Raw genomic sequence first — 19,594 nt, forward strand, 5'->3', positions numbered from 1 at the left:
CTCTCATTTCCTAAAAACCTTTACCCAAAAACAAAGTCTGCCTGGTTAAATAGACCTAGCGAATTTGACTAGCGGTGGGAGGCCCGGAGCCATGAGGCAGATAAATTTCGTCGTTATCTTTGTAATTGCCCTAGCCCTGGTGCTATTTGGCATTGAGAACACTGAGCGAGTGCTGATTCACATCGCCCCCGGGCTGGATGTGGAAGCACCGCTGTGCGTCGAGCTAATTATGGCAATGGGCATTGGGGCGGTGTTTGCCTGGGTGTTTAGCGTCTGGGCACAGGTGCAGGGCTACATGTCCTTTGGTAAGCAGGTGCAGCAGCGAGAAGTTCGCATTCAGGAATTGGAGCAGGACGTGCAGCGCTACCAGGTCAAGCTCGAAGAACAGAGCCTGTTGCTGCCCGCCGCTCAGGTCGAAGATGGAGAAGCAATCGCTTAGTTGCAACCAGCGGGGCTGGAGGTATGGGACAGATTGCCATCGACCTCAGTTGTTATGATCTGGCTGATGGACTCGATGTTGAGCTAGAGAAAGCGACATGATGCCAGACAATAATGACCCTACTAAGGATACTCAGCTCTCGCCCCTCAGGTGGGCCTCGCGGTTTGCCGGGGGTGCTGCATTGGGCGCTGTGCTAGTTGCGCTGCCCCTCTCCTACGGCTCTCCATTGAGTCTCGATTCGATGCAGATTGCCAGGGTCGGTTTCGTCGTCCTTGGGTGCGGGGTAATGGCGATGATTTGGGGACAAGCGCTAATCGATGCGGTGATGGAGTCGTTAGGTAAAACGGGCCTTTGAGCTATCATGAGCCGATAGCCGCGTCATGGCGACTCAGACAGCGGGGGCTGTCTAGTGACATCCAAGCTTTTCTGCACCGCCTGACCTATGTCATCATCCCTGGCTCAAACCGCGATCGCATTTCTTATCGACCTGGCTGACCAGGGTGAAATCGACCCGTGGGATGTCAAAGTGATCGACGTGATCGATCGCTTTTTGTCACTGCTCAAAGCCCAGTCTGAAACCCTGGCCAGCCAAGGCCGCACCCCCTACGAAGCCAACCTCTCGGAGTCGGGCCAGGGGTTTCTCTACGCCTCTATGCTGGTGCTACTCAAGGCCGACACCATGGTAAGGGCCGAAGCCGAGGCCGAAGCCGAAGCCAACCCCGAAGAGGTTTGGGAAGAAGAAATTCCTGACCTAGTGCCCCTGCCTCGTAACCTGGAGCGGCACCTACACCGTCGCGCCGTGGCCCCCATTCCCCAGCGGCGGCAGGTCACGCTCCACGAGTTGATTCAGCAGCTCGAAACTATGGCCACGGTGATGGCCGACCACCAGCCGCGCATTCGTGCCCGGCGGGCGCGGCCCCAGCCCCAGCGACAGGCAGTGCGGGCGATCGCCCAGCTGGCCCACCAGGAAAACCTTTCTGAAATTGCTGCCGCCCTCGAAGCCTTCCTCGACCAGTACTGGGACGAGCTCGGCGAAGACACTCTCTGGATCGACTTTGAGCTGCTGCTCCAGCACTGGCCCCAGTTCAAGCCCGCCGATCTCGAAGACGCCCACGACTTTGACACCCCCCACGCCGCTGCGGTGCATGAGAAGGTTGGGGTGTTTTGGGGCCTGCTGTTTCTCTCAGCCCAGTCGAAGGTAGAGCTCGGCCAAGATCAGTTCTACAGCGATTTACGAGTCAGAAATCTTAACCGTGCCCCTCTCACCGCCGCAGAGGCCGAACTGCCAGCCTTTATTCTGCCTGACTAAGACGGAGAGGCACGCACGAAGGTTACCGTTTCTAGGGATGCCAGGCTACTTTAAAGAAAGTGTAATGACTCGTTGAAGGTCGATGGGTTACCGGTGCTCTGGTTTTAAGCGCTGTTAGCATGACCAAGTGCAATTGCCCTAGATTAACGTTATTTCCAGCTTTTTCTGAGTAGTCGGCTATGGCCTTAACTAGCCAAACTGCTCTACAGATCATAACCCCATAAATTTTAAGGATCTTATTCGTATGAAAGCCATGATCTTGGCTGCCGGTAAAGGCACCCGTGTCCGGCCCATCACCTACACCATTCCCAAACCCATGATTCCGATCATGCAGAAACCGGTGATGGAGTTCTTGCTCGAACTGCTGCGCCAGCACGGCTTCGACCAAATTATGGTGAACGTCAGCCACCTGGCCAACGAAATTGAGGGCTACTTCCGCGACGGGCAACGCTTTGGGGTTGAGCTGGCCTACTCATTTGAGGGTCGCATCGAAGAAAATGGCGAACTGGTGGGCGACGCCATTGGTTCCGCTGGGGGAATGCGCAAGATCCAAGATTTTTCGCCTTTTTTTGACGACACCTTTGTGGTGCTTTGCGGCGACGCGCTAATCAACCTCGACCTGTCTGAGGCCGTGCGCCGCCACCGCGAAAAGGGCTCGATTGCCACGATCATCACCAAGACTGTGCCCCTCAAGCAGGTACCCAGCTATGGCGTCGTGGTCACCGATTCTGAAGGGCGGGTCAAGTCATTCCAAGAAAAGCCCTCCGTCGAAGAAGCCCTCAGCACCGAGATCAACACTGGCATCTACATTTTTGAGCCCGAGGTATTTGACTACATTCCCTCGGGCACATCGTTTGACATTGGCGGCGACCTGCTGCCTAAGCTAGTGGCCAACAATGCCCCCTTCTACGGCATTCCCATGGAGTTTGAGTGGGTCGACATCGGCAAGGTGCCTGATTACTGGCGCGCCATTCAAGACGTGCTCACTGGCGTGGTCAACCTAGTGGATATCCCCGGTCACGAGATTCGCCCCGGCGTCTACGTAGGGCTGAATGTGAAGGCCAATTGGGATAAGGTCAACATCGAAGGGCCGGTCTACATCGGCGGCATGACCCACATCGAAGACGGGGCCACCATCATTGGCCCCAGCGCCATCGGCAACAACTGCTCGATCTGCAGTGGGGCGATCGTCGACAAGAGCGTGATCTTTGAATATTCGCGCATTGGCCCCGGCGTGCGCCTAGTGGACAAGCTGGTGTTTGGCCGCTACTGCGTGGACAAAACCGGCGCTTCTATCGACATGAAAGCCGCTGCCCTCGACTGGCTGATTACCGACACCCGTCAGGAGTTCCCGCTAGTGCCGCCGGTAGAGCATCGGGCGATCGCCGAGCTGCTAGAGCAGCACATTTAGCGCCACTGTCGTCAACCCTTAATCAGCCCAAAATAAAGCCCCAGAGCGACATACTCTGGGGCTTTATTTTAGCTAATCTCTATCCTAGGATAGTGGCGGAGCCGACGAAGTGTTGTTTCTGATACAACTACTTTGGAACCTTTTATCAATTCTTAGAGAGATAGTGTAAAAGCTTAGGACAGCCCCAGGCGAATCGAGCCAGCGTCAAGAGCGTCCCGATTCGTAGGTAGAGCTGTGAGTCTAACGCTAGTATGTTCTACCCCTGTATTGGAGAGAGTCGTAACCACAATGAGCGATCGCAACCGTTCTTTTCGCCTATCGCGACGGCAGGTGGTGCGGGGGCTGTTAGCCTCCTCCGCCTTTGGGCTGACGGCCAAATTTAGCACCGGCTGCGCCCAGTCGCCCAGCACCGAGGGCAGCGCGGCCACCGATGGGTCTGCCCCAGAAGAACTGGTTGTGGGCTTTATCTACGTCGGGCCTAAGGATGACTTTGGCTACAACCAGGCCCATGCCCAGGGGGCTGCGGCCATGGCTGCCAATGTGCCCGGCATTCGCCTGGTGGAAGAGGCTAGCGTGCCCGAAACCACGGCGGTTGCCGAAGCCATGCGCAGTATGATCGAAATCGACGGGGCCAAAGCGTTGTTCCCCACCTCTTTTGGCTACTTCGACCCCCACATTCTCGCCCTGGCGGAAGAATTTCCCGACGTGCAGTTTTTCCACGCCGGAGGGCTATACCAGGAGGGCGTGCACCCCAAAAACGTGTGTAGCTACTTTGGCTACATCGACGAAGCTCAGTACGTAGCTGGAGTAGTGGCAGCCCACATGAGCCCGGCGGGCAAGTTGGGGTTTGTGGGGGCTAAGCCCATTCCGCAGCTGCTGCGCAACGTCAACAGCTTTACCCTTGGGGCCAGGTCAGTCAACCCAGATGCCACCACCCAGGTGATCTTTACCGGCGACTGGTCAGTGCCGGTGAAAGAGGCCGAAGCCACCAACAGCATGGCCGACCAGGGTATTGAAGTGATCACCTGCCACGTCGATAGCCCCAAAGTGGTGATGGAAACCGCCGAACGGCGCGGGGTGATGACCTCGGGCTACCACGCCGACCAGAGCCCCCTGGCTCCCAAGGGTTATCTAACCGGGGCCGAGTGGGATTGGTCTAGCATTTACACCACCTTGGGCAAAGACCTGATGGCAGGCAAAACCCTGATGGCGGGAAACATCCCTCACATTTTGCGGGGTGGGCTAGCCGACAACTTCTGTAAGCTCTCGGCCTACGGCCCTGCTGTCAGCGACGAGGCGAAGGCCGCTGGCGATGCCGCCCTGGCTGGCATCAAGTCTGGGGAGGTGGTGATCTACGATGGGCCGCTGATGAGCAACACCGGCAGCGAAATTTTGCCCGCCGACCAGCAGCTCAAAATCGACAATATTGAGCTTGAGAAAATGGACTACTTTGTCGAGGGTGTAATTGGGTCCATTAGCTAGGACATCACCATGGCGTCTACAACAACCTGGCGGCGATCCTTAGAACCGGTGGCTCTGCCCGTGGGGGCAGTGCTGTCTGCCCTGGTGATCTTTGGGGTGTTTTGTGCCCTGGCCGGGGCCAACCCTCTAGCGGTGTATAGCTCCATTTATCGAGCCGCCTTTGGCAGCTGGAGCGCCTGGCAAAACACCCTGCTGCGCGCTTCACCGCTGATGCTGACGGCCCTGTGCACAGCCCTACCGGCCCGGCTAGGGCTGGTGATTATCGGCAACGAAGGGGCTCTGGTAATTGGGGGCCTGGCGGCGGTGTTAGTGGGTTTGGCCCTAGGGCCGAGCCTGCCGGGCAGCCTGGTGCTGTTGGCTATGGCCCTGGGCAGCCTCGTGGCTGGGGGCCTTTGGATTATGGTGGCAGGGGCACTGCGCCACTATCGGGGGGTAAATGAAACCATCAGCAGCCTGCTGCTGAACTACGTTGCGATCGCCCTGATCAATCACCTTGTGCAAGGTCCCCTGCGCGACCCCGCCTTTGTCAGCAAGCCCTCCAGCTTTGAGATTGCTCCAGCCGCCTGGCTGGGCAATCTGCCCGACACCCGGGTGCACTGGGGGTTAATCTACGGCCTGGTGGCCTCGGCCCTAGCCTACATTTTGATGCAGCGCACCACCTTTGGCTTTGCTGCCCGCACCGCTGGGGGCAATGTGCGCGCCGCCCGCATTGCCGGGCTGCCGGTGGGCAAGCTCACCCTGGCGGTGTGCTTCCTAGCTGGCTCCTGCGCCGGGCTAGCGGGCATGGTAGAAGTGGCCGCTGTGCAAAAGCGGCTGAACGAATCGATTGTGTCGAACTATGGCTACGCCGGGATTTTGGTAGCCTTTGTGGCCCGCCACAACCCTTTGGCCACGGTGCTAGTGTCGGTGCTGCTGGGGGGTATTTTGGCCAGCGGTGGCATTTTGCAGCGATCGCACAACCTGCCCGACGCCACTGTGATGGTCTTTCAGGGCATCGTCTTTCTCTGTGTGCTCTACAGCGAATCGCTCTACGGGCGCTTCAAAGTGTTTCAGGAGCGGGAGGTACAGGCTGAAGGCGCGGTTATGGCTGGGTAAATGGGTGGATGGGTGGATGGGTGGATGGGTTAGGCACTCATCACCCGCAGGATGAGCGACGGGAAGCTTACCGAGCATGGCTTGAATTATCAATACGTGAGGGGCAGCAATGGCAACGGAGGCACTGGGCTGGTGGGGCGTCCCCCTGGGCATTTTGGCCGGTACCCTGCGGGGTAGCGTGCCCTTTCTGCTAGTCAGTTTGGGCGAATGCCTGACGGAGAAAAGCGGCAAAATTAACCTGGGCTTAGAGGGCACCCTGCTGATGGGAGCGATGAGCGCTTATGCCGTCTCCTACTTGAGTTCGGGCATAGTTGGCCCCACCCTGGCCCCTTGGCTGGGAGTGCTGACGGCGGGAGTGGCGGGCATGGGGTTAGGAGCAATCCACGGTTGGCTGGCGCAGCAGCCAAGGGTCAACGATGTGGCGGTGGGCATCGCCATGATTATCTTTGGCGGCGGGCTAGCCAACTTTTTTGGCAAGCCCTTCATTCAACCCCAGGCGCCTCAGTTGCCCACCCTGGCAGCAGGCGGCTGGAGCAGCCTATCCCAGGTGCAGTCGGCGCTGCAAATCAGCCCGCTGTTTTTGTTGGGGGTGGCGATCGTGCCGTTGATGAGCTGGTTCTTCAAATCCACCCGCTGGGGCCTCTACGTACGAGCCGTGGGCGACAGCCCCGACGCCGCCCTAGCTATGGGCATTTCGATTTTTTGGGTGCGCATGGCCAGCATTGTGGCGGGCAGCTTTTTAGCAGGCATTGGCGGGGCGAGTCTGTCGCTGTTTTACCCTGGCGTGTGGACCGAGCGCATCTCCAGTGGGCAGGGGTTGATGGCGGTGGCCCTGGTTATTTTTGCCCGCTGGCAGCCGTGGCAATGTCTGTGGGCCTCCCTGCTATTTGGCGGGGCCCAGGCGCTAGGGCCAGCATTTCAGTCGGTGGGTATTGATTCGTACTATTACTTGTTCAACGCCGCCCCATACATTCTGACCCTGCTGATCATGATTGTCACCTGCTCACCCAAACGCACCCTAACTGGTGCTCCGGGGGCCTTAGGCCAAAGCGATTAGCGACCTGCCTCCCCATCCGCAGAGAGAATTATTCGCAGGAACATTGCAGTGGGATAATGAAAGCCGGCGCAACCCTGATGCGTGCGTCTTCGAACCCTGGCCGCCCTTGTAACTAGCCTGAGATATCACCCATGACCCAAGCTGAGCAGCTCATTCGTATGGCAGAAGACGAGCTGACAGAGTACAGCACCGACGCCCGCAAGATTGAGAAACTGCGCCGCAAGTTTAGCTTTGCTGTCCCCTATCCCCAGCAGCAGACCGTGCGGGATGAAGTGGCGGCAAGCATTCCCAACAATTTTGTTGCCAAGCTCATCCAAGAAAACCGTCAGACGGTGGCCCTGCCCTTTTGGGGCATCGGCGGGCTGGGGCTGCTGCTGGGTATTTCAGGCCAGCAACCCCTGGATTTCATTGCCACGGGCATTGGGTTTTACGTGGCCTTTCAGGTGCAAAAGCTGGGCTGGGAGTTGCAGGCCAAGCGACTGGTGCTGCAAACCCTCGATGAGATCGATGCCAGCGTGAAGAATCCAGAGCCGGAGACAGCCTCTTAGCAAATTGTTCCGAGCAGAAGCTACCACCTACGCGGGAATGCGGGGCCTCACCCATTGAGAAGCAGCAGACAGTAGGGATATCTTCGTCTACGGAATGTCTTTGAGGCGATCGCACAGAGAGTCACTGCACCGCGACAGCCTGATGCGTTACGCTGGCGCGATAGCGCATTCCCATGCCACCCTAGGCCTTGTTTCGGGAAAAGTACTTTATTTCTGTCTAGGGTTGTCGCTGCAACGATCTGAACAATCAGCATTTAATTTTTCTCTGCTATGGCCACCTCAATCGGAAACCAAACCGTTCTAATTACCGGCGCTAGCAGTGGCATTGGGGCCGCCTGTGCCCGCCGGTTTGCGGCTATCGGAGCGCGGCTGATTTTGGCCGCCCGCCGGTGGGAACCGCTGCAAACTCTAGCCGCCGAACTTCAGCAACAGCATGCTGCGGAAGTGCTGACAGTGGTGCTAGACGTGCGCCAGCGAGAGGCCGTCAGTGAGGCGATCGCACAATTACCAGAGGCTTGGCAGGCGATCGACATCTTGATCAACAACGCTGGGCTCAGCCGGGGGCTCGACAAACAGTACGAAGCGCCCCTAGACGACTGGGAAGCGATGATCGACACCAACATCAAAGGATTGCTCTACGTGACGCGGGCAGTGGTGCCGGGCATGGTAGCGCGCGGGCGCGGCTACGTGGTAAATGTGGGCTCGATCGCCGGGCGGCAGACCTACCCGGGTGGCAGCGTCTACTGCGCCACCAAGGCCGCCGTTAGATCTCTGTCGGAGGGTCTCAAGCTTGACCTGCTGGGCACTCCGGTGCGGGTCACCAATATTGACCCCGGCCTGGTCGAAACCGAGTTTAGCCTGGTGCGCTTTGACGGCGATCGCGATCGCGCTCAGGGCGTTTACCAGGGCATGACCCCTCTAACTGGCGACGATGTGGCCGACGTCATTGTGTTTGCCGTCACTCGCCCAGCCCATGTGAACGTCAGCGACGTAATGCTGATGCCGACCGCTCAAGCCTCCGTATTCCACACCCATCGGCAAGCTGAGTAATTTCCGCAAGTCGTTCGCTTGAGTCAGCTGCAAACACCTGAGCAACCGACCACCGCTATACAATGAGCGATGGCACAATCGTCCCTTCATTCGCAATATCGATTATGACCCTTTCCGCTGGCGACCCCGCTCCCGACTTTAGCCTGCCCGATGCTACCGGCAAGACCTATAGCTTGACCGACCTTAAGGGACAGCGAGTGGTGCTGTACTTTTACCCCCGCGACAACACTCCCGGCTGCACCAAAGAAGCCTGTGGGTTCCGCGATCGCTACGCCGACTACCAGGGTAAGGATGCCATCGTGCTGGGGGTGAGCACTGACGACGCCAAGACCCACAGCAAGTTTATTGACAAGTTCAGCCTGCCCTTTCCGCTGCTGGTGGACGAGGGCGGCGAAGTGGCCAGCCGCTACGGCGTTTATGGCCTGAAAAAGTTCATGGGTAAAGAATATATGGGTATTACCCGCAGCACCTTTATCATCGGCTCCGACGGCAACCTGGAGAAAATTTACCTCCAAGTCAAAGCCGAAACCCACGCCGACGAAGTGCTCTCCGACCTGGAAACCCTCTAGCCCATGGCCTACTTCGCCCATATTTTACGTACCCTGCTGGGGCTGCTGCTGCGCCGCCCTATCCTCGGTACCTGCGTCATTCCGTTAATGGCCAATGGCACCGTTGTGCTGGTACGCCGCCGCGACAACGGCCTGTGGAGTCTGCCCGGCGGCATTGTTGACTGGGGCGAAGACGTGATCACCGCCGCCGCCCGCGAGCTGAAAGAAGAGGCCGGGCTCCAGACCGTGGGGTTAGAGCGTTTGGTGGGGGTATACTCCCAACCAGGACGCGATCCCCGATTTCATTCGGTGTGCGTGACGGTGGCGGTGCGGGTGACGGGCAAGCCCTATCCGGCTGATCCCCGTGAAATTCTGGAGGCCTCCGCCTTTAGCCGCGAAGAGCTGCCGTGGGATCGCCTCTCCCACGACCACCGTCAGCATTTGCAAGATTTCTTTAAGGGAGAAACGGTTTTAGCCTAAGCTTTGGGTAAGTTTGCTGGGTCTGACGGACTGGGCACTACCCTCCGGTTACCCTAGTGCCATCTACCCACCGCGTCCCTATGCCGTTACCCGCTGAGATTCCCATTCGCACTGGCCGCATGAAGCTCCCCAGCGGCAACCTGTTTTGGCATGAGGGCGGCAAAACCCAGGCAGAAACGGTGATTTTCTTACATGGGTCTTGGCAAGACAGCACCCAGTGGCTACCGGCCATGCAGTGCCTGGCTCCTCAATACCACTGCTTGGCCCCCGACTTGCTGGGTTTTGGCGAGTCGTGGCGAGAGGGAAAAGCCTACTCGGTGGCCCTCCAGGTAGAAGCATTGCACAGCTTGCTGAGCGCCCTACGCATTCATCGCTTTCGACTGGTGGGCCATTCTCTAGGAGCCTGGGTAGCAGGCCAGTATGCCCTCACCTACCCCGACCAGGTGCAGAGCCTGACGGTGATAGCTCCCGAGGGAGTGAACGATCGCACGTTACGAGGCCGCTGGCAGCGCGATCGCTGGCTGGTGGCCCCCTGGTCACCCCTGCCCCTGATGCTGCCCTGGCTGGGTAAAGCCGCCTGGGTCAGAGCGCTGCGCGATCGCCGCCGCTGCCTGCGTCAGTCCCCTGCTGCCTGCAAAACGCTTTTTCAGCGCCGCACCGCCGCCATCAACGGCGAACTGCTACACCAGGGGCTAGGCCAACTCTGGTTGCCGACCCTGGTGCTAGAGGCTGCCGCCGCTGACTCCGTGACTCACCAGCTCACCCAGACCTGGCTGCGCCTCCTGCCCGATCCCCAATACCGCGAACTCACCGCCGCCCATACATCCTTAGGAGTGGATGAGCAGGAGATTGCAACCGCCCTCGATCAGCTCAAGCTCCCCGAGCTGCCCTTTCAGGTGCGCAAGACACCTGCGGCACCCACTCAACCCAGCTCAACGGTGCCTTAGCTCTCCACAGGGCTAGTTGTCAGCGTCTTCATCAGCAGTTGAGACAGTTCTTCGGCCCGGGTGAGCACCATCAGATGGCCGCCATCGGGCACGACCACATCGGCATTGCGGTAGCCAAAGGGAAAGACGCGATCGCTACTGCCGTGAATGTGAACCAAACCCTCAGGCACCACCTGATTTTGCCAGCTCACCACCTGATTGATGGCCCACTTGAGAAACCAGGGATCGGTATCGACCAACACCTGCTTAAACAGTGAGCAGTCATCGCGGTTGTTGAGGCCAAACAGCCAGGTCAAAAGCCAATGCACTGCCCACAGCAGCTGCTTAAAGGGCACCACCAGTTGCACCGGCAGCCAGCGAAACACCTTAAAGTAGGCCGGGATTTCCGCCCCAGTAGTCGCGCTAGAAATCACAATCACCTGCTCCGGGCAACAGAGCTTCGCCATCTCGATCGCCATTAGCCCGCCAAAGGAAAGCCCCACCAGAATCGGGTTTTCTACCGTCACCTGAGTCAGCAATCGCTGAGCATACTGCTCGATGGATTCATGGCGTTGAGGGCGCTGCCAAAGAATGTGCACGGGCCGATAGCCCTCTAGCTGCAAGCGTTGAAACACCCGCCAGTCGGCACCGAGACCGCTGATAAAGTAGATCTCTCGCTCGGCGATCGCCAGATCAGTGTCTTCTGCGATCGCCGGAGCTTCAGCTTTGCCCTTTGGAGATGATGTGGCGGTGCCAACCATGCTTGCCTTAGCCCTTGAGCGCCTCAATCTCACGGCGAATTGTCGCCAGCTCAAGGGTAAGGGCCTCTAGATCGCTCTGCACAGCGGTGTCGACTACAGTGCTGGCCACGGTGGTGATTGTGGTCTCACCGGCTGCCGAGTTAGAGCCGCCAAAAGGGTTAGGCACTTGGCTGAGCAATCCATCCACAAACTGCCGGGCCTCACGCTCGGTGACCTCGCCTTTGACCTCTAACTCTTCGGTGAGGCGGTTGACGTCGCCGCCCAGTTCAGAAAACTTTTGGCTTGAGGTTTCGGGGTCCTGTATGGCTTCAATCAACGATGCGGTGGCCCCGAGGGTAACGCGAATTCCCTTCTGCAAGGTTTGAGACAGGTCATCAGGGTACATAGCTTGCTGCCTTAAAAACTCCAAATCAAGCGCTTGATGGTCAAAGCAGACCGCTCTAAACGCAACCAATGCCGCTCCGGCGGTCTTTGGCGCTCATATTCTATCGCGCCTCTCCGATTGGATGTGGCATCTCAGGCTACTATCCCACCTGGGGTATAGAGAGGCAACTTAGTACCCTCTAGCCCAGATACGTGATGACGTCGTCATAGATCTGCGACAGCTCGGCCTCGGTGGTGACGCGAATGCGATCGTCCCGCAAGGTCAGCAGCACCTTGGCCGCAAAGGGGCTGGGCCAAATGTTGGGATTGCAAAACACCTCCAGAAACACCTCTCCGCTGTGGCGATATTCCATCAGCGATTGGGGAATCCGACGACTGGTGTCTCCCCCCTGGGCAGCAGCGCTTTTCAGCGCAGTCATCAGCTCGTCTAGAGAGGCCTTAAGAGACTGGGCCGCTTCTACCGAAAAGGTAAAGCGAACAGATCCCTGGGGCAGGTTGAAGGTGAGGGGGGTGCTCATAGATGCAGTATCTCGTTGCGATCGGTTAAACAGAGTCGTCGGTTTGGCTGGCCACTGAAGCCAAAACGTTTCACTCATTGGAGCTAATCCAGCCAAACAATTGGGCCACCCCATTGTGTCACCTGGGTGTCACTGGGCGATTAGGGTGGGTGCCTAGACTGGCGATCGCCCTCACCCATTCACCCATTCACCCATTCACCCATTCACCCCTGTCGCCCCAGCCTCGCCCCGAACCTTCGTCAAAAGTAACGATAGGTTACGTTGTGTGTCTTGCTACGGCACAAAGCCAGTTTATATATAGCCACCCGGCACACCATTCAAATCCCAAAGAAAACCCTAAAGCTTTGCCAAATCAAGGGTTTACCTCTCTAAAGTAGTAAGTAACAACCCAGGTATGAGGACTAAGGTATGTATTTAGTTCTGTAATCATACGCTTGAGTGTTTACTCCTACGGAGCTTCGCTCGGCTCAGCAGCTTGGGGACAACGCCCCAAAACGCCATCCGAAGCCCGTTCCCCGATCGCATTGCTACCGCTGGAGATGGCATGGCCGCAAACTTTCCCTCGCTTTTATCCCCGGCTACAGCCCGTGAAGCGCTGTGGCCCAACAATAACGCTGCTCCTACCCCGGTCGATCGCATTCGTCGACTGGTTTGGAAGATTGCCGTGGCTACCCTCGCCCTCATGGCTGTAGGCAGCGCTACCCGGGTAATGAATGCGGGTCTGGCCTGCCCTGACTGGCCCTTGTGCTACGGCCAACTGGTGCCTCAGCAGCAGATGAACCTCCAGGTGTTCTTAGAGTGGTTCCACCGGCTCGATGCCGCCCTAATTGGTCTCAGCACCCTGTGGCTGGTCGCTCTCAGCCTGTGGTATCGACGGCAGGTGCCCGATTGGCTGCCCTGGGCAGCGGTAGGGGCGCTGGCGCTCATTGGTGTGCAGGGAGCGCTCGGGGGCCTGACGGTAACCCAGCTGCTGCGCTTTGACATTGTCACAGCCCACCTAGGTACGGCACTACTGTTCTTTAGCGCCATGTTAGTCATTGCCTGCTGCCTACTGCCCTACCGCAGCACCGGCACCGTGGGTCGTTTGCCCTGGATTGGCTTAGCAGCACTGGCCGTGGTCTACACCCAATGCCTGCTGGGGGGCCTGGTAGGGTCACGCTGGGCGGCGCACCAGTGCCTAGGGCTCAAGGAGCTGTGCCAGGTGATGAATAGCCATCTGCTGGGCATTGTGCCCACCACAGCCATGGTGCTGGCGCTGACCTGGACAGTGTGGCGCACTCCAGCCCTAACTTATCCCTTAAGGCGGCTAGGCAGCCTGGTCAGCGTGCTGCTGGTGCTTCAGCTAGTGATGGGCATTGCGACCTTTCGGCTCCGGCTACAAATTGAGCCGCTGACGGTAGCTCACCACACCTTGGGGGCAGCGCTGGTGGGCACCCTAGTGTGTTTTACGGTGCTGGCCTGGCGCGATGCGCGCAGCGATCTGTCCCAGAGTCGCCTAGAGTCGCCCCCTGAGGATGGTCGTCTGGGCACCGCCGAAACCCCCTCTACTCCCACAGTTTCTACCGCCGAGGTCTAAAGACGTTCGCCGTCGTAATGAGGTTGTTACCACCTTTTTCGAACCCGTTGAGCTGACAGCTACGGCTTTAAAACCATTTAGGATTTTTTGCATGAATCAGACCACCACATGGACTGCCCCCACTCGGCACCACGAGACCTTTAAGGCCGTTGTGCAGAGCTATGTGCAGCTCACCAAGCCCCGCATCATCCCCCTGCTGCTGATTGAGACAGCAGCGGCGATGTGGGTGGCGAGCCAGGGCGAAATCGACCCGGTGCTGTTGATGGTGACCCTGCTGAGCGGCACCCTGGCAGCGGCTTCGGCTCAGACCATCAACTGCGTCTACGATCGCGACATTGACTTTGACATGGAGCGCACTCGCCACCGTCCCATTCCCGCCGGACGCATTCAGGTGCGCGACGCGCTGGTGTTTGCTGGGGTGCTGGCGGTGCTGTCTTTTGGCCTGCAAGCCTGGGTGGCCAACCTGCTGAGCGCCGGGCTGGCCATGCTGGGCATTGCCATTTACGTGGGGGTCTATACCCTCTGGCTGAAGCGATCTTCGCCTCAAAACATCGTTATCGGCGGCGCTGCCGGAGCGATTCCACCCCTGGTGGGCTGGGCAGCAGTGACGGGCGATCTGCCCCTGGCGGCATGGCTATTTTTTGCGATCGTGTTTATCTGGACGCCGCCCCACTTTTGGGGACTGGCCATGCTAATTCAAGATGACTACGCCAAGGTCAACGTGCCGATGATGCCGGTGATCGCAGGCGACGAGGCCACGGCGCAGCAGATCTGGTACTACACCCTGGTGTTGGTGCCCCTGACGCTGATGATGACGTTTCCCCTAGGAGCGACTGGTGCGGTGTATGCGGCGATCGCCCTAGTGCTAGGAGTTATGTTCATTCAGCGGGCCTGGGCATTGCTGCAAGCGCCGAGCGATCGCGACTTGGCCAAAGGACTGTTCAAGTTCTCCATTCTCTACATGATGCTGCTGTCGGCCGGCATGGTAGTCGATAGCTGGCCCGTGACCCGTGCCCTGGTGGCAAGCCTTTCAAGCCATCTAGAGCCCTTAATCAGCATGCTGCCCTTCTAAGTCAATTTCCGAGCAAACAGAATGAGCACATCAACACAAGGAGGCTGAGGGAACAGCCTACAAGCTTTCTGAGGACGAGTGTGTCTCCAGAAAGCCGAAGCTGACTATAATCCCTGTTATGAATTTATCGTTTGCGGTGCTTTACATAGCGCCGAGCATAGCCGTTGGGCAAACGGGTGGTGGGTTGCTCCACGATGAAGCGTATAAATACGTTTCCTTTGAGATAGTGTCTTAAATTGTGTTGCCGCCGTATGCTGCGCCCCTTTGTTCCTGAAATTAGCGACGTTCAATTCCCCAATGGCAATAGTGCTCAGGTGTTGTCGCTATCGGATCAAACCACGAGTCTACAGGCCCTAGACTGCATGGAGTTGCCCATAGCTCAGCCTACTCTGGTGATTATCGGAGGGACTAGCTTGATGTCTGCCGAGAGCATCGAGCGATTGCAAACGGTCTTTGACCAGGTGTTTGCACGTCTAGCCCAATCTTTGGGCCTAACGGTGCTTGATGGCGGCACCGATTCCGGACCAATTCACCTTATGGGTCAAGCACGCCGCACCATGGGTGGCAAATTTCCCCTATTGGGGTGGTGCCCCAGGGTAAGGCTCGGTTGCCGAGCGATCGCCACGACGACGATTCCCTCCATGACCTAGAGCCTAACCACACCCACTTTTTTCTCATCCCTGGTGATGAGTGGGGCAGTGAGTCGCCTTGGCTGGCCGAGTTTGCCTCCCAAATTTCTGTTGGCTGCCCGGCGCTGACCATTTTGGTCAACGGCGGCCAGATAGCCTTAGTCGACTTGAAAGAAAATTTGGCGACGGGCAGACCGGCGATTGTGTTGTCAGGTAGTGGGCGTCTAGCGGATTCGATCGCCACACCACTACCTGAGACTGATCCAGCGATTCTTGAACTGATTCAGCACTACCAGCCCAACGGTAAGTTAGAGATCGTAGATTTATCCTTGCCGGTCGATCAGATGCGCGATCGCCTGCAGCAGTACTTCAGCTCCACCAGCTTCTGAGTCTTGCCATGAACTCTTTGGCTCCAAAGCCGCTCGATTCTACGCTTGCTCCCAAAAGCAGTGCTGCTTCCTAAAGCCTGCTCAACAGCGCTGAGAAAGGTATTGGGTCTACAGCTAAAATCCCACCAGCTCACAGAAGCGGTTTCTTGTCGTCGATCGCCTGGCTACACTTTTGGCACTGTTTCGGTAGCGGCAGGAATTCATAGAGGTCGAGCCAGATATTCCCCAAGCCTTTGGCCTTGAGCTGCTCTTTAAGGGCGATCACAAACGCTTTACTGTCAGACCGTCCGTAGCAAATAAAGGCGTCTTCAAAGGCCGGCATAGAGCGACTAGAGGAATGTAAGGAGGTTTGGAATTCTAATTTTTCAACCCTGTTTTCTCCAAAGAGACCGGATTTTTCTGAGGTGAAAAGCGTCCCCCCCTAAGTAAACCGCTTCTAGACCGAGTTCCTGATAAACATTTAGATTTTGCTTACAAACCCAATTGCCCCCGCCGCTCTGTGGAGTTCTGTAGAATAACCAATGTAGGAACCAATACGTTTGGGGTTAGCTCTACAGATGGCCGCGGCGGTAACAATTCAAAACCTGAAGAAGTCCTACGGGGCGGTGGAAGCGGTGCGGGATGTGTCTCTCACCATTGAGCCCGGCGAAATTTTTGGCCTGTTAGGGCCGAACGGAGCGGGCAAAACCACCACCATCCGCTGCCTCTGCACCCTGGCCACCCCCGACAGCGGCACCCTTGAGGTGATGGGTGTTTCGGTAGTCGAGCAGCCTCGGCTGGTGCGCCAGTACCTGGGCTATATCGCCCAGGAAGTTGCCCTCGACAAGGTGCTGACCGGGCGCGAGCTATTGCGACTTCAGGCCGATATCTACCACATGCCTAGGGGTGTCTCTGGCCCTCGCATCAACCAGATGATCGACCTGCTAGAGCTGGGTGACTGGGCCGACAAAAAGACTGGCACCTACTCTGGGGGGTTGCGAAAGCGTCTTGATCTGGCCCTTGGGTTGCTCCATCAGCCTGATCTGCTGGTGCTCGACGAGCCCACGGTTGGCCTCGACATTGAGACGCGATCGGCAGTGTGGGGCTTCTTGCGGCAGCTACGGGCGGCGGGCACCACAATTTTAGTTACCAGCCACTACCTCGAAGAAGTCGATGCCCTGGCCGATCGCGTCGCCATCATCGACCGAGGTCGAGTGATTTCGGCCGGCACCCCCAGCGATTTGAAAGATAAGATTGGGGGCGATCGCATCACCCTGCGCATTCGCGAATTCACCTCTGATGCCGAAGCCGCCGATGCCCGCACCATGCTAGCTGAGCTGCCCTTTGTGCGCGAGGTGATCGTCAACTCGGCTCAGGGGAATTCTCTCAACTTAGTGGTTGACCGTCAGCCCGATGTGCTGTTGACGGTACAGCAGGCGCTCAAAGCCGCTGACCTGCCAGTATTTGGCATTGCCCAATCGCGCCCTAGCCTTGACGATGTGTATCTGGCCGCCACAGGCCGCACCTTGATGGATGCGGAGCTGGCTGCCGTAGGCCAGCGCGACCTTAAGAAAGAAAAGAAACAGGCCATGAAGGGACGCTAGGATAACACCATGAGCACCACTATTCCCACTCCATCCCCCCGGCGCGAGGCTGCCCCCAGCCTTGAGAATTCAGACCTTAAAGCTTGGAAGGCTGACCTGATCAAATCCCAAGGGCTGGTCTCGGGAGCCTTTTTGCAAGAGACCCTCGCCATGACCCGGCGACTATTTATTCAGCTTCAGCGCCGCCCGACTACCCTGGTGGCCGGAGTAATTCAGCCGTTAATTTGGCTAGTGCTGTTTGGGGCGCTGTTTCAGAACGTGCCGGCAGGGTTGTTTGGCGAAAGCCGCAACTATGGCCAGTTCTTGGGGGCAGGTATCATTGTGTTTACCGCCTTTGGGGGTGCGCTCAACGCTGGCCTACCGGTGATGTTTGACCGCGAGTTTGGCTTTTTGAACCGGTTCTTAGTGGCACCCTTGGCCTCGCGCTACTCCATTGTGGTGGCGTCGGCGCTGTTTATTGCTGCCCTGAGCCTGGTGCAAACGGCGGCAATTTTGGCCCTTAGCGCTGTGCTTGGTGCAGGGTTGCCTAGCCTGCCGGGGTTACTGCTAGTGCTGTTTATCGTCATGGCGCTGGTGCTAGGTGTGACGGCCCTCAGCTTAGGATTGACCTTTGCGCTGCCTGGCCACATTGAGCTGATCGGTGTGATCTTTGTGACAAACCTGCCCCTGCTCTTTTCGAGTACGGCTTTGGTTCCGCTAGACTTTATGCCCCGGTGGCTCCAGGTAGTGGCTAGCTTAAACCCACTGACCTACGCCATTGAGCCCATTCGTTACGTCTATCTGCACCCAGTCTGGGGTTTGGGTGACACAGTGCTGCAAACGCCTTTTGCGGCTGTTTCGCTGGGGGCTTGTCTAGCGGTTTTGGTGGTTTTCTGTGGTCTGGCGTTAGGGCTCATTCAGCCTCTGCTGCGCCGCCGTATTGCTTAGTGGCCACTCTGTTGAGCCAATCGCAGAGCTGGCATGCAGGGGTCGGCAGCTAGCGAGTTAGCCGCTACAATGGCAAGCGTAGACAGCACGGTTCCCTGTGCATCAAAGTCTTAGTTGTTATGGTGTCAAGGAGTGCTCCTATGGCTTACCCAATTTTTTTCTCTAGACCGGTAGCTGCCGCAATCGCCGCCGCTAGCCTATTAGTTCTGGCTCCGGCAGCTTTGGCTCAGTCTACGGCCACCGACCCAAGCCGCACCCCGCGTGCCGATACCAATGAAGGGTTTGGGGACAGCGATGCCAACGGCGGCATCTTTGGCGAGAGCAGCAGCCCCTTCGATCTAATTCACCGGGCGGTTTTGATGAACGATCGCACCCCCAGCGACTTTAGCCGTCAGCACCGCGGCCGTATCAGCGACGAAGCATTGAATTTCCGCACCTTACAGCAGGATGCCATGCGCCGTCAGCAGCCCCAGCCTACCCAGACTGAGGCGACTGAGGTCATCACTCCCGAAACTGGCGAAGAGTAAGCCACTGTTTTTAGGGTAAAAGACAGTAAGTCGTCTGCTTTGGAAAAAGGACACACTCCAAAACAACGAAAAATCGCCGCTGAGAGTTCAGCGGCGATTTTTTTAACGGCTGCTTTGAGTAGCTGCATGAAAGAACGGAGTGAAGGCTTTGCCTCCCGACGTTTTCTAAGCTTCATCTCTGTCCGCACCCTACAGGGAACAGGTAAACAGGCGGCTAAGAAAATAGTTGACCATTTTGGCTCCGTAGGGAGAATCCCACCACACAACGGGGTAGCAGCCTACGGGGTCATCGAGGTCATGGCGAGCCTGGTCAATGGTCTTCCACTGGTCGTTTTGACGCCAGCCCACCTGCTCACCGAGGCGGTTGAGGGTAGCGGCGTCTTGAACCAGCGCTGATTCAAGGGTACCGCCCACGGCCTGGTAAATCTGAAGCTGCACGCTAAAGCCAAATCGACCGCCTGTGTAGGTCGTCCACAGGCGATCTACCACCCGCAGCACACTGCAAGGAAACAGGCGAATGGCATCAGGGGTTAAATCTTCGCGATCGGGGGTGCCTGCCTCCTGCAAAATTACTCGCACGGTTTCTTCGTCAGCCTCTCTCAGCTTGCCAGTTTTAAGCAGCCGCTGAAGGGGTTGATAGCGTTCCACATCGGTTACAAGAGTTAGCGCGTCTTCTAGGCGAGCGATGCGCTCTGTTATCCCCTGCTGAATAAAGCCTTCTACCCTGGCCTCTAATGCCTCTAGGCGAGCAGCCAGTTCAGCCTGCGACCCTTCATCCATATCGACTCCTTACAGGTATTGTGAGCCAGAACCATGCCCTGAAACGGTTGCGCACCTTGGTCACCGGGTGCCAGACGAACCTGGTCAACGCTATAAATTCTAG

The 19,594-nt window shown here is 57.7% G+C and carries 22 protein-coding genes and 1 pseudogene; 18 read left to right on the forward strand and 5 right to left on the reverse strand.

Features of this window, described 5'->3' with window-relative positions:
• The first annotated feature begins 91 nt into the window (after window positions 1-91).
• The 12 genes from H6F57_RS04525 to H6F57_RS04580 all read left to right on the forward strand — a co-directional run bounded on the left by H6F57_RS04525 (window position 92) and on the right by H6F57_RS04580 (window position 10,366).
• Entirely contained in the window at window positions 92-439 is a 348-nt protein-coding gene (locus H6F57_RS04525; RefSeq protein ID WP_190626455.1) for a LapA family protein, read from the forward strand.
• A gap of 97 nt (window positions 440-536) precedes the next feature.
• Entirely contained in the window at window positions 537-794 is a 258-nt protein-coding gene (locus H6F57_RS04530; RefSeq protein WP_190626456.1) for a hypothetical protein, read from the forward strand.
• 87 nt (window positions 795-881) lie between these two features.
• A complete protein-coding gene (locus H6F57_RS04535) occupies window positions 882-1,748 on the forward strand; it encodes a segregation/condensation protein A (RefSeq protein WP_190626457.1) in 867 nt (288 codons plus the stop codon).
• Between the two features lie 244 nt (window positions 1,749-1,992).
• A complete protein-coding gene (locus H6F57_RS04540; protein WP_190626458.1) occupies window positions 1,993-3,159 on the forward strand; it encodes an NDP-sugar synthase in 1,167 nt (388 codons plus the stop codon).
• A 288-nt stretch (window positions 3,160-3,447) separates the two neighbouring features.
• The gene (locus H6F57_RS04545; RefSeq protein ID WP_190626459.1) at window positions 3,448-4,641 is read left to right on the forward strand and encodes a BMP family ABC transporter substrate-binding protein; all 1,194 of its coding nucleotides are present in this window, start codon (window positions 3,448-3,450) and stop codon (window positions 4,639-4,641) included.
• A gap of 9 nt (window positions 4,642-4,650) precedes the next feature.
• Window positions 4,651-5,736, forward strand: coding sequence for an ABC transporter permease (locus H6F57_RS04550; protein WP_190626460.1), 1,086 nt, complete (start codon window positions 4,651-4,653; stop codon window positions 5,734-5,736).
• A 109-nt stretch (window positions 5,737-5,845) separates the two neighbouring features.
• Complete coding sequence (locus H6F57_RS04555; protein ID WP_190626461.1) at window positions 5,846-6,793, forward strand: ABC transporter permease; 948 nt, start codon at window positions 5,846-5,848, stop codon at window positions 6,791-6,793.
• A 131-nt stretch (window positions 6,794-6,924) separates the two neighbouring features.
• Window positions 6,925-7,341: a hypothetical protein gene (locus tag H6F57_RS04560; protein WP_190626463.1), complete on the forward strand. Its 417-nt coding sequence runs from the start codon at window positions 6,925-6,927 to the stop codon at window positions 7,339-7,341.
• 270 nt (window positions 7,342-7,611) lie between these two features.
• On the forward strand, window positions 7,612-8,391 hold the full coding sequence (locus H6F57_RS04565) for an SDR family oxidoreductase (RefSeq protein WP_190626465.1): 780 nt from the start codon (window positions 7,612-7,614) through the stop codon (window positions 8,389-8,391).
• Window positions 8,392-8,495: 104 nt separating this feature from the next.
• Complete coding sequence (gene bcp, locus H6F57_RS04570) at window positions 8,496-8,960, forward strand: thioredoxin-dependent thiol peroxidase (protein ID WP_190626467.1); 465 nt, start codon at window positions 8,496-8,498, stop codon at window positions 8,958-8,960.
• 3 nt (window positions 8,961-8,963) lie between these two features.
• The gene (locus tag H6F57_RS04575) at window positions 8,964-9,419 is read left to right on the forward strand and encodes an NUDIX hydrolase (RefSeq protein WP_190626470.1); all 456 of its coding nucleotides are present in this window, start codon (window positions 8,964-8,966) and stop codon (window positions 9,417-9,419) included.
• Between the two features lie 80 nt (window positions 9,420-9,499).
• Window positions 9,500-10,366 (forward strand): alpha/beta hydrolase, encoded by an 867-nt coding sequence (locus H6F57_RS04580; RefSeq protein WP_190626474.1) that lies wholly within the window; start codon window positions 9,500-9,502, stop codon window positions 10,364-10,366.
• Here H6F57_RS04580 and H6F57_RS04585 read toward each other — a convergent pair.
• The 3 genes from H6F57_RS04585 to H6F57_RS04595 all read right to left on the reverse strand — a co-directional run bounded on the left by H6F57_RS04585 (window position 10,363) and on the right by H6F57_RS04595 (window position 12,008).
• Window positions 10,363-11,106, reverse strand: coding sequence for an alpha/beta hydrolase (locus tag H6F57_RS04585; protein WP_190626477.1), 744 nt, complete (start codon window positions 11,104-11,106; stop codon window positions 10,363-10,365). The genes H6F57_RS04580 and H6F57_RS04585 overlap by 4 nt on opposite strands.
• A 7-nt stretch (window positions 11,107-11,113) precedes the next feature.
• A complete protein-coding gene (locus H6F57_RS04590; protein WP_190626480.1) occupies window positions 11,114-11,491 on the reverse strand; it encodes a hypothetical protein in 378 nt (125 codons plus the stop codon).
• Window positions 11,492-11,669: 178 nt separating this feature from the next.
• Window positions 11,670-12,008: a hypothetical protein gene (locus tag H6F57_RS04595; RefSeq protein WP_190626482.1), complete on the reverse strand. Its 339-nt coding sequence runs from the start codon at window positions 12,006-12,008 to the stop codon at window positions 11,670-11,672.
• A 475-nt stretch (window positions 12,009-12,483) separates the two neighbouring features.
• On the opposite strand from H6F57_RS04595, the gene H6F57_RS04600 reads away from it, so the two are divergent.
• The 3 genes and pseudogenes from H6F57_RS04600 to H6F57_RS04615 all read left to right on the forward strand — a co-directional run bounded on the left by H6F57_RS04600 (window position 12,484) and on the right by H6F57_RS04615 (window position 15,674).
• Window positions 12,484-13,584: a heme A synthase gene (locus H6F57_RS04600; protein WP_242024853.1), complete on the forward strand. Its 1,101-nt coding sequence runs from the start codon at window positions 12,484-12,486 to the stop codon at window positions 13,582-13,584.
• Between the two features lie 91 nt (window positions 13,585-13,675).
• Entirely contained in the window at window positions 13,676-14,656 is a 981-nt protein-coding gene (locus H6F57_RS04605; RefSeq protein WP_190626483.1) for a heme o synthase, read from the forward strand.
• 416 nt (window positions 14,657-15,072) lie between these two features.
• Window positions 15,073-15,674 (forward strand): annotated as a pseudogene (locus tag H6F57_RS04615) (hypothetical protein).
• A 130-nt stretch (window positions 15,675-15,804) separates the two neighbouring features.
• Here the strand turns inward: H6F57_RS04615 and H6F57_RS04620 are convergent.
• Window positions 15,805-15,996 (reverse strand): toll/interleukin-1 receptor domain-containing protein, encoded by a 192-nt coding sequence (locus H6F57_RS04620; RefSeq protein ID WP_190626486.1) that lies wholly within the window; start codon window positions 15,994-15,996, stop codon window positions 15,805-15,807.
• Window positions 15,997-16,231: 235 nt separating this feature from the next.
• On the opposite strand from H6F57_RS04620, the gene H6F57_RS04625 reads away from it, so the two are divergent.
• The 3 genes from H6F57_RS04625 to H6F57_RS04635 all read left to right on the forward strand — a co-directional run bounded on the left by H6F57_RS04625 (window position 16,232) and on the right by H6F57_RS04635 (window position 18,711).
• Window positions 16,232-17,257 carry an ABC transporter ATP-binding protein gene (locus H6F57_RS04625; RefSeq protein ID WP_190626487.1) on the forward strand — a complete coding sequence of 342 codons (1,026 nt, stop codon included), beginning with the start codon at window positions 16,232-16,234 and terminating at the stop codon, window positions 17,255-17,257.
• A 9-nt stretch (window positions 17,258-17,266) separates the two neighbouring features.
• Entirely contained in the window at window positions 17,267-18,184 is a 918-nt protein-coding gene (locus H6F57_RS04630; protein WP_190626488.1) for an ABC transporter permease, read from the forward strand.
• Between the two features lie 140 nt (window positions 18,185-18,324).
• Window positions 18,325-18,711, forward strand: a complete 387-nt coding sequence (locus H6F57_RS04635; protein WP_190626489.1) for a hypothetical protein — start codon at window positions 18,325-18,327, stop codon at window positions 18,709-18,711.
• A 189-nt stretch (window positions 18,712-18,900) separates the two neighbouring features.
• Here H6F57_RS04635 and H6F57_RS04640 read toward each other — a convergent pair whose 3' ends face one another.
• Window positions 18,901-19,491: a GUN4 domain-containing protein gene (locus H6F57_RS04640; RefSeq protein ID WP_190626491.1), complete on the reverse strand. Its 591-nt coding sequence runs from the start codon at window positions 19,489-19,491 to the stop codon at window positions 18,901-18,903.
• Between the last annotated feature and the right edge of the window lie 103 nt (window positions 19,492-19,594).

It is taken from the genome of Leptolyngbya sp. FACHB-60 (assembly GCF_014695775.1).
Classification (GTDB): domain Bacteria; phylum Cyanobacteriota; class Cyanobacteriia; order Phormidesmidales; family Phormidesmidaceae; genus Nodosilinea.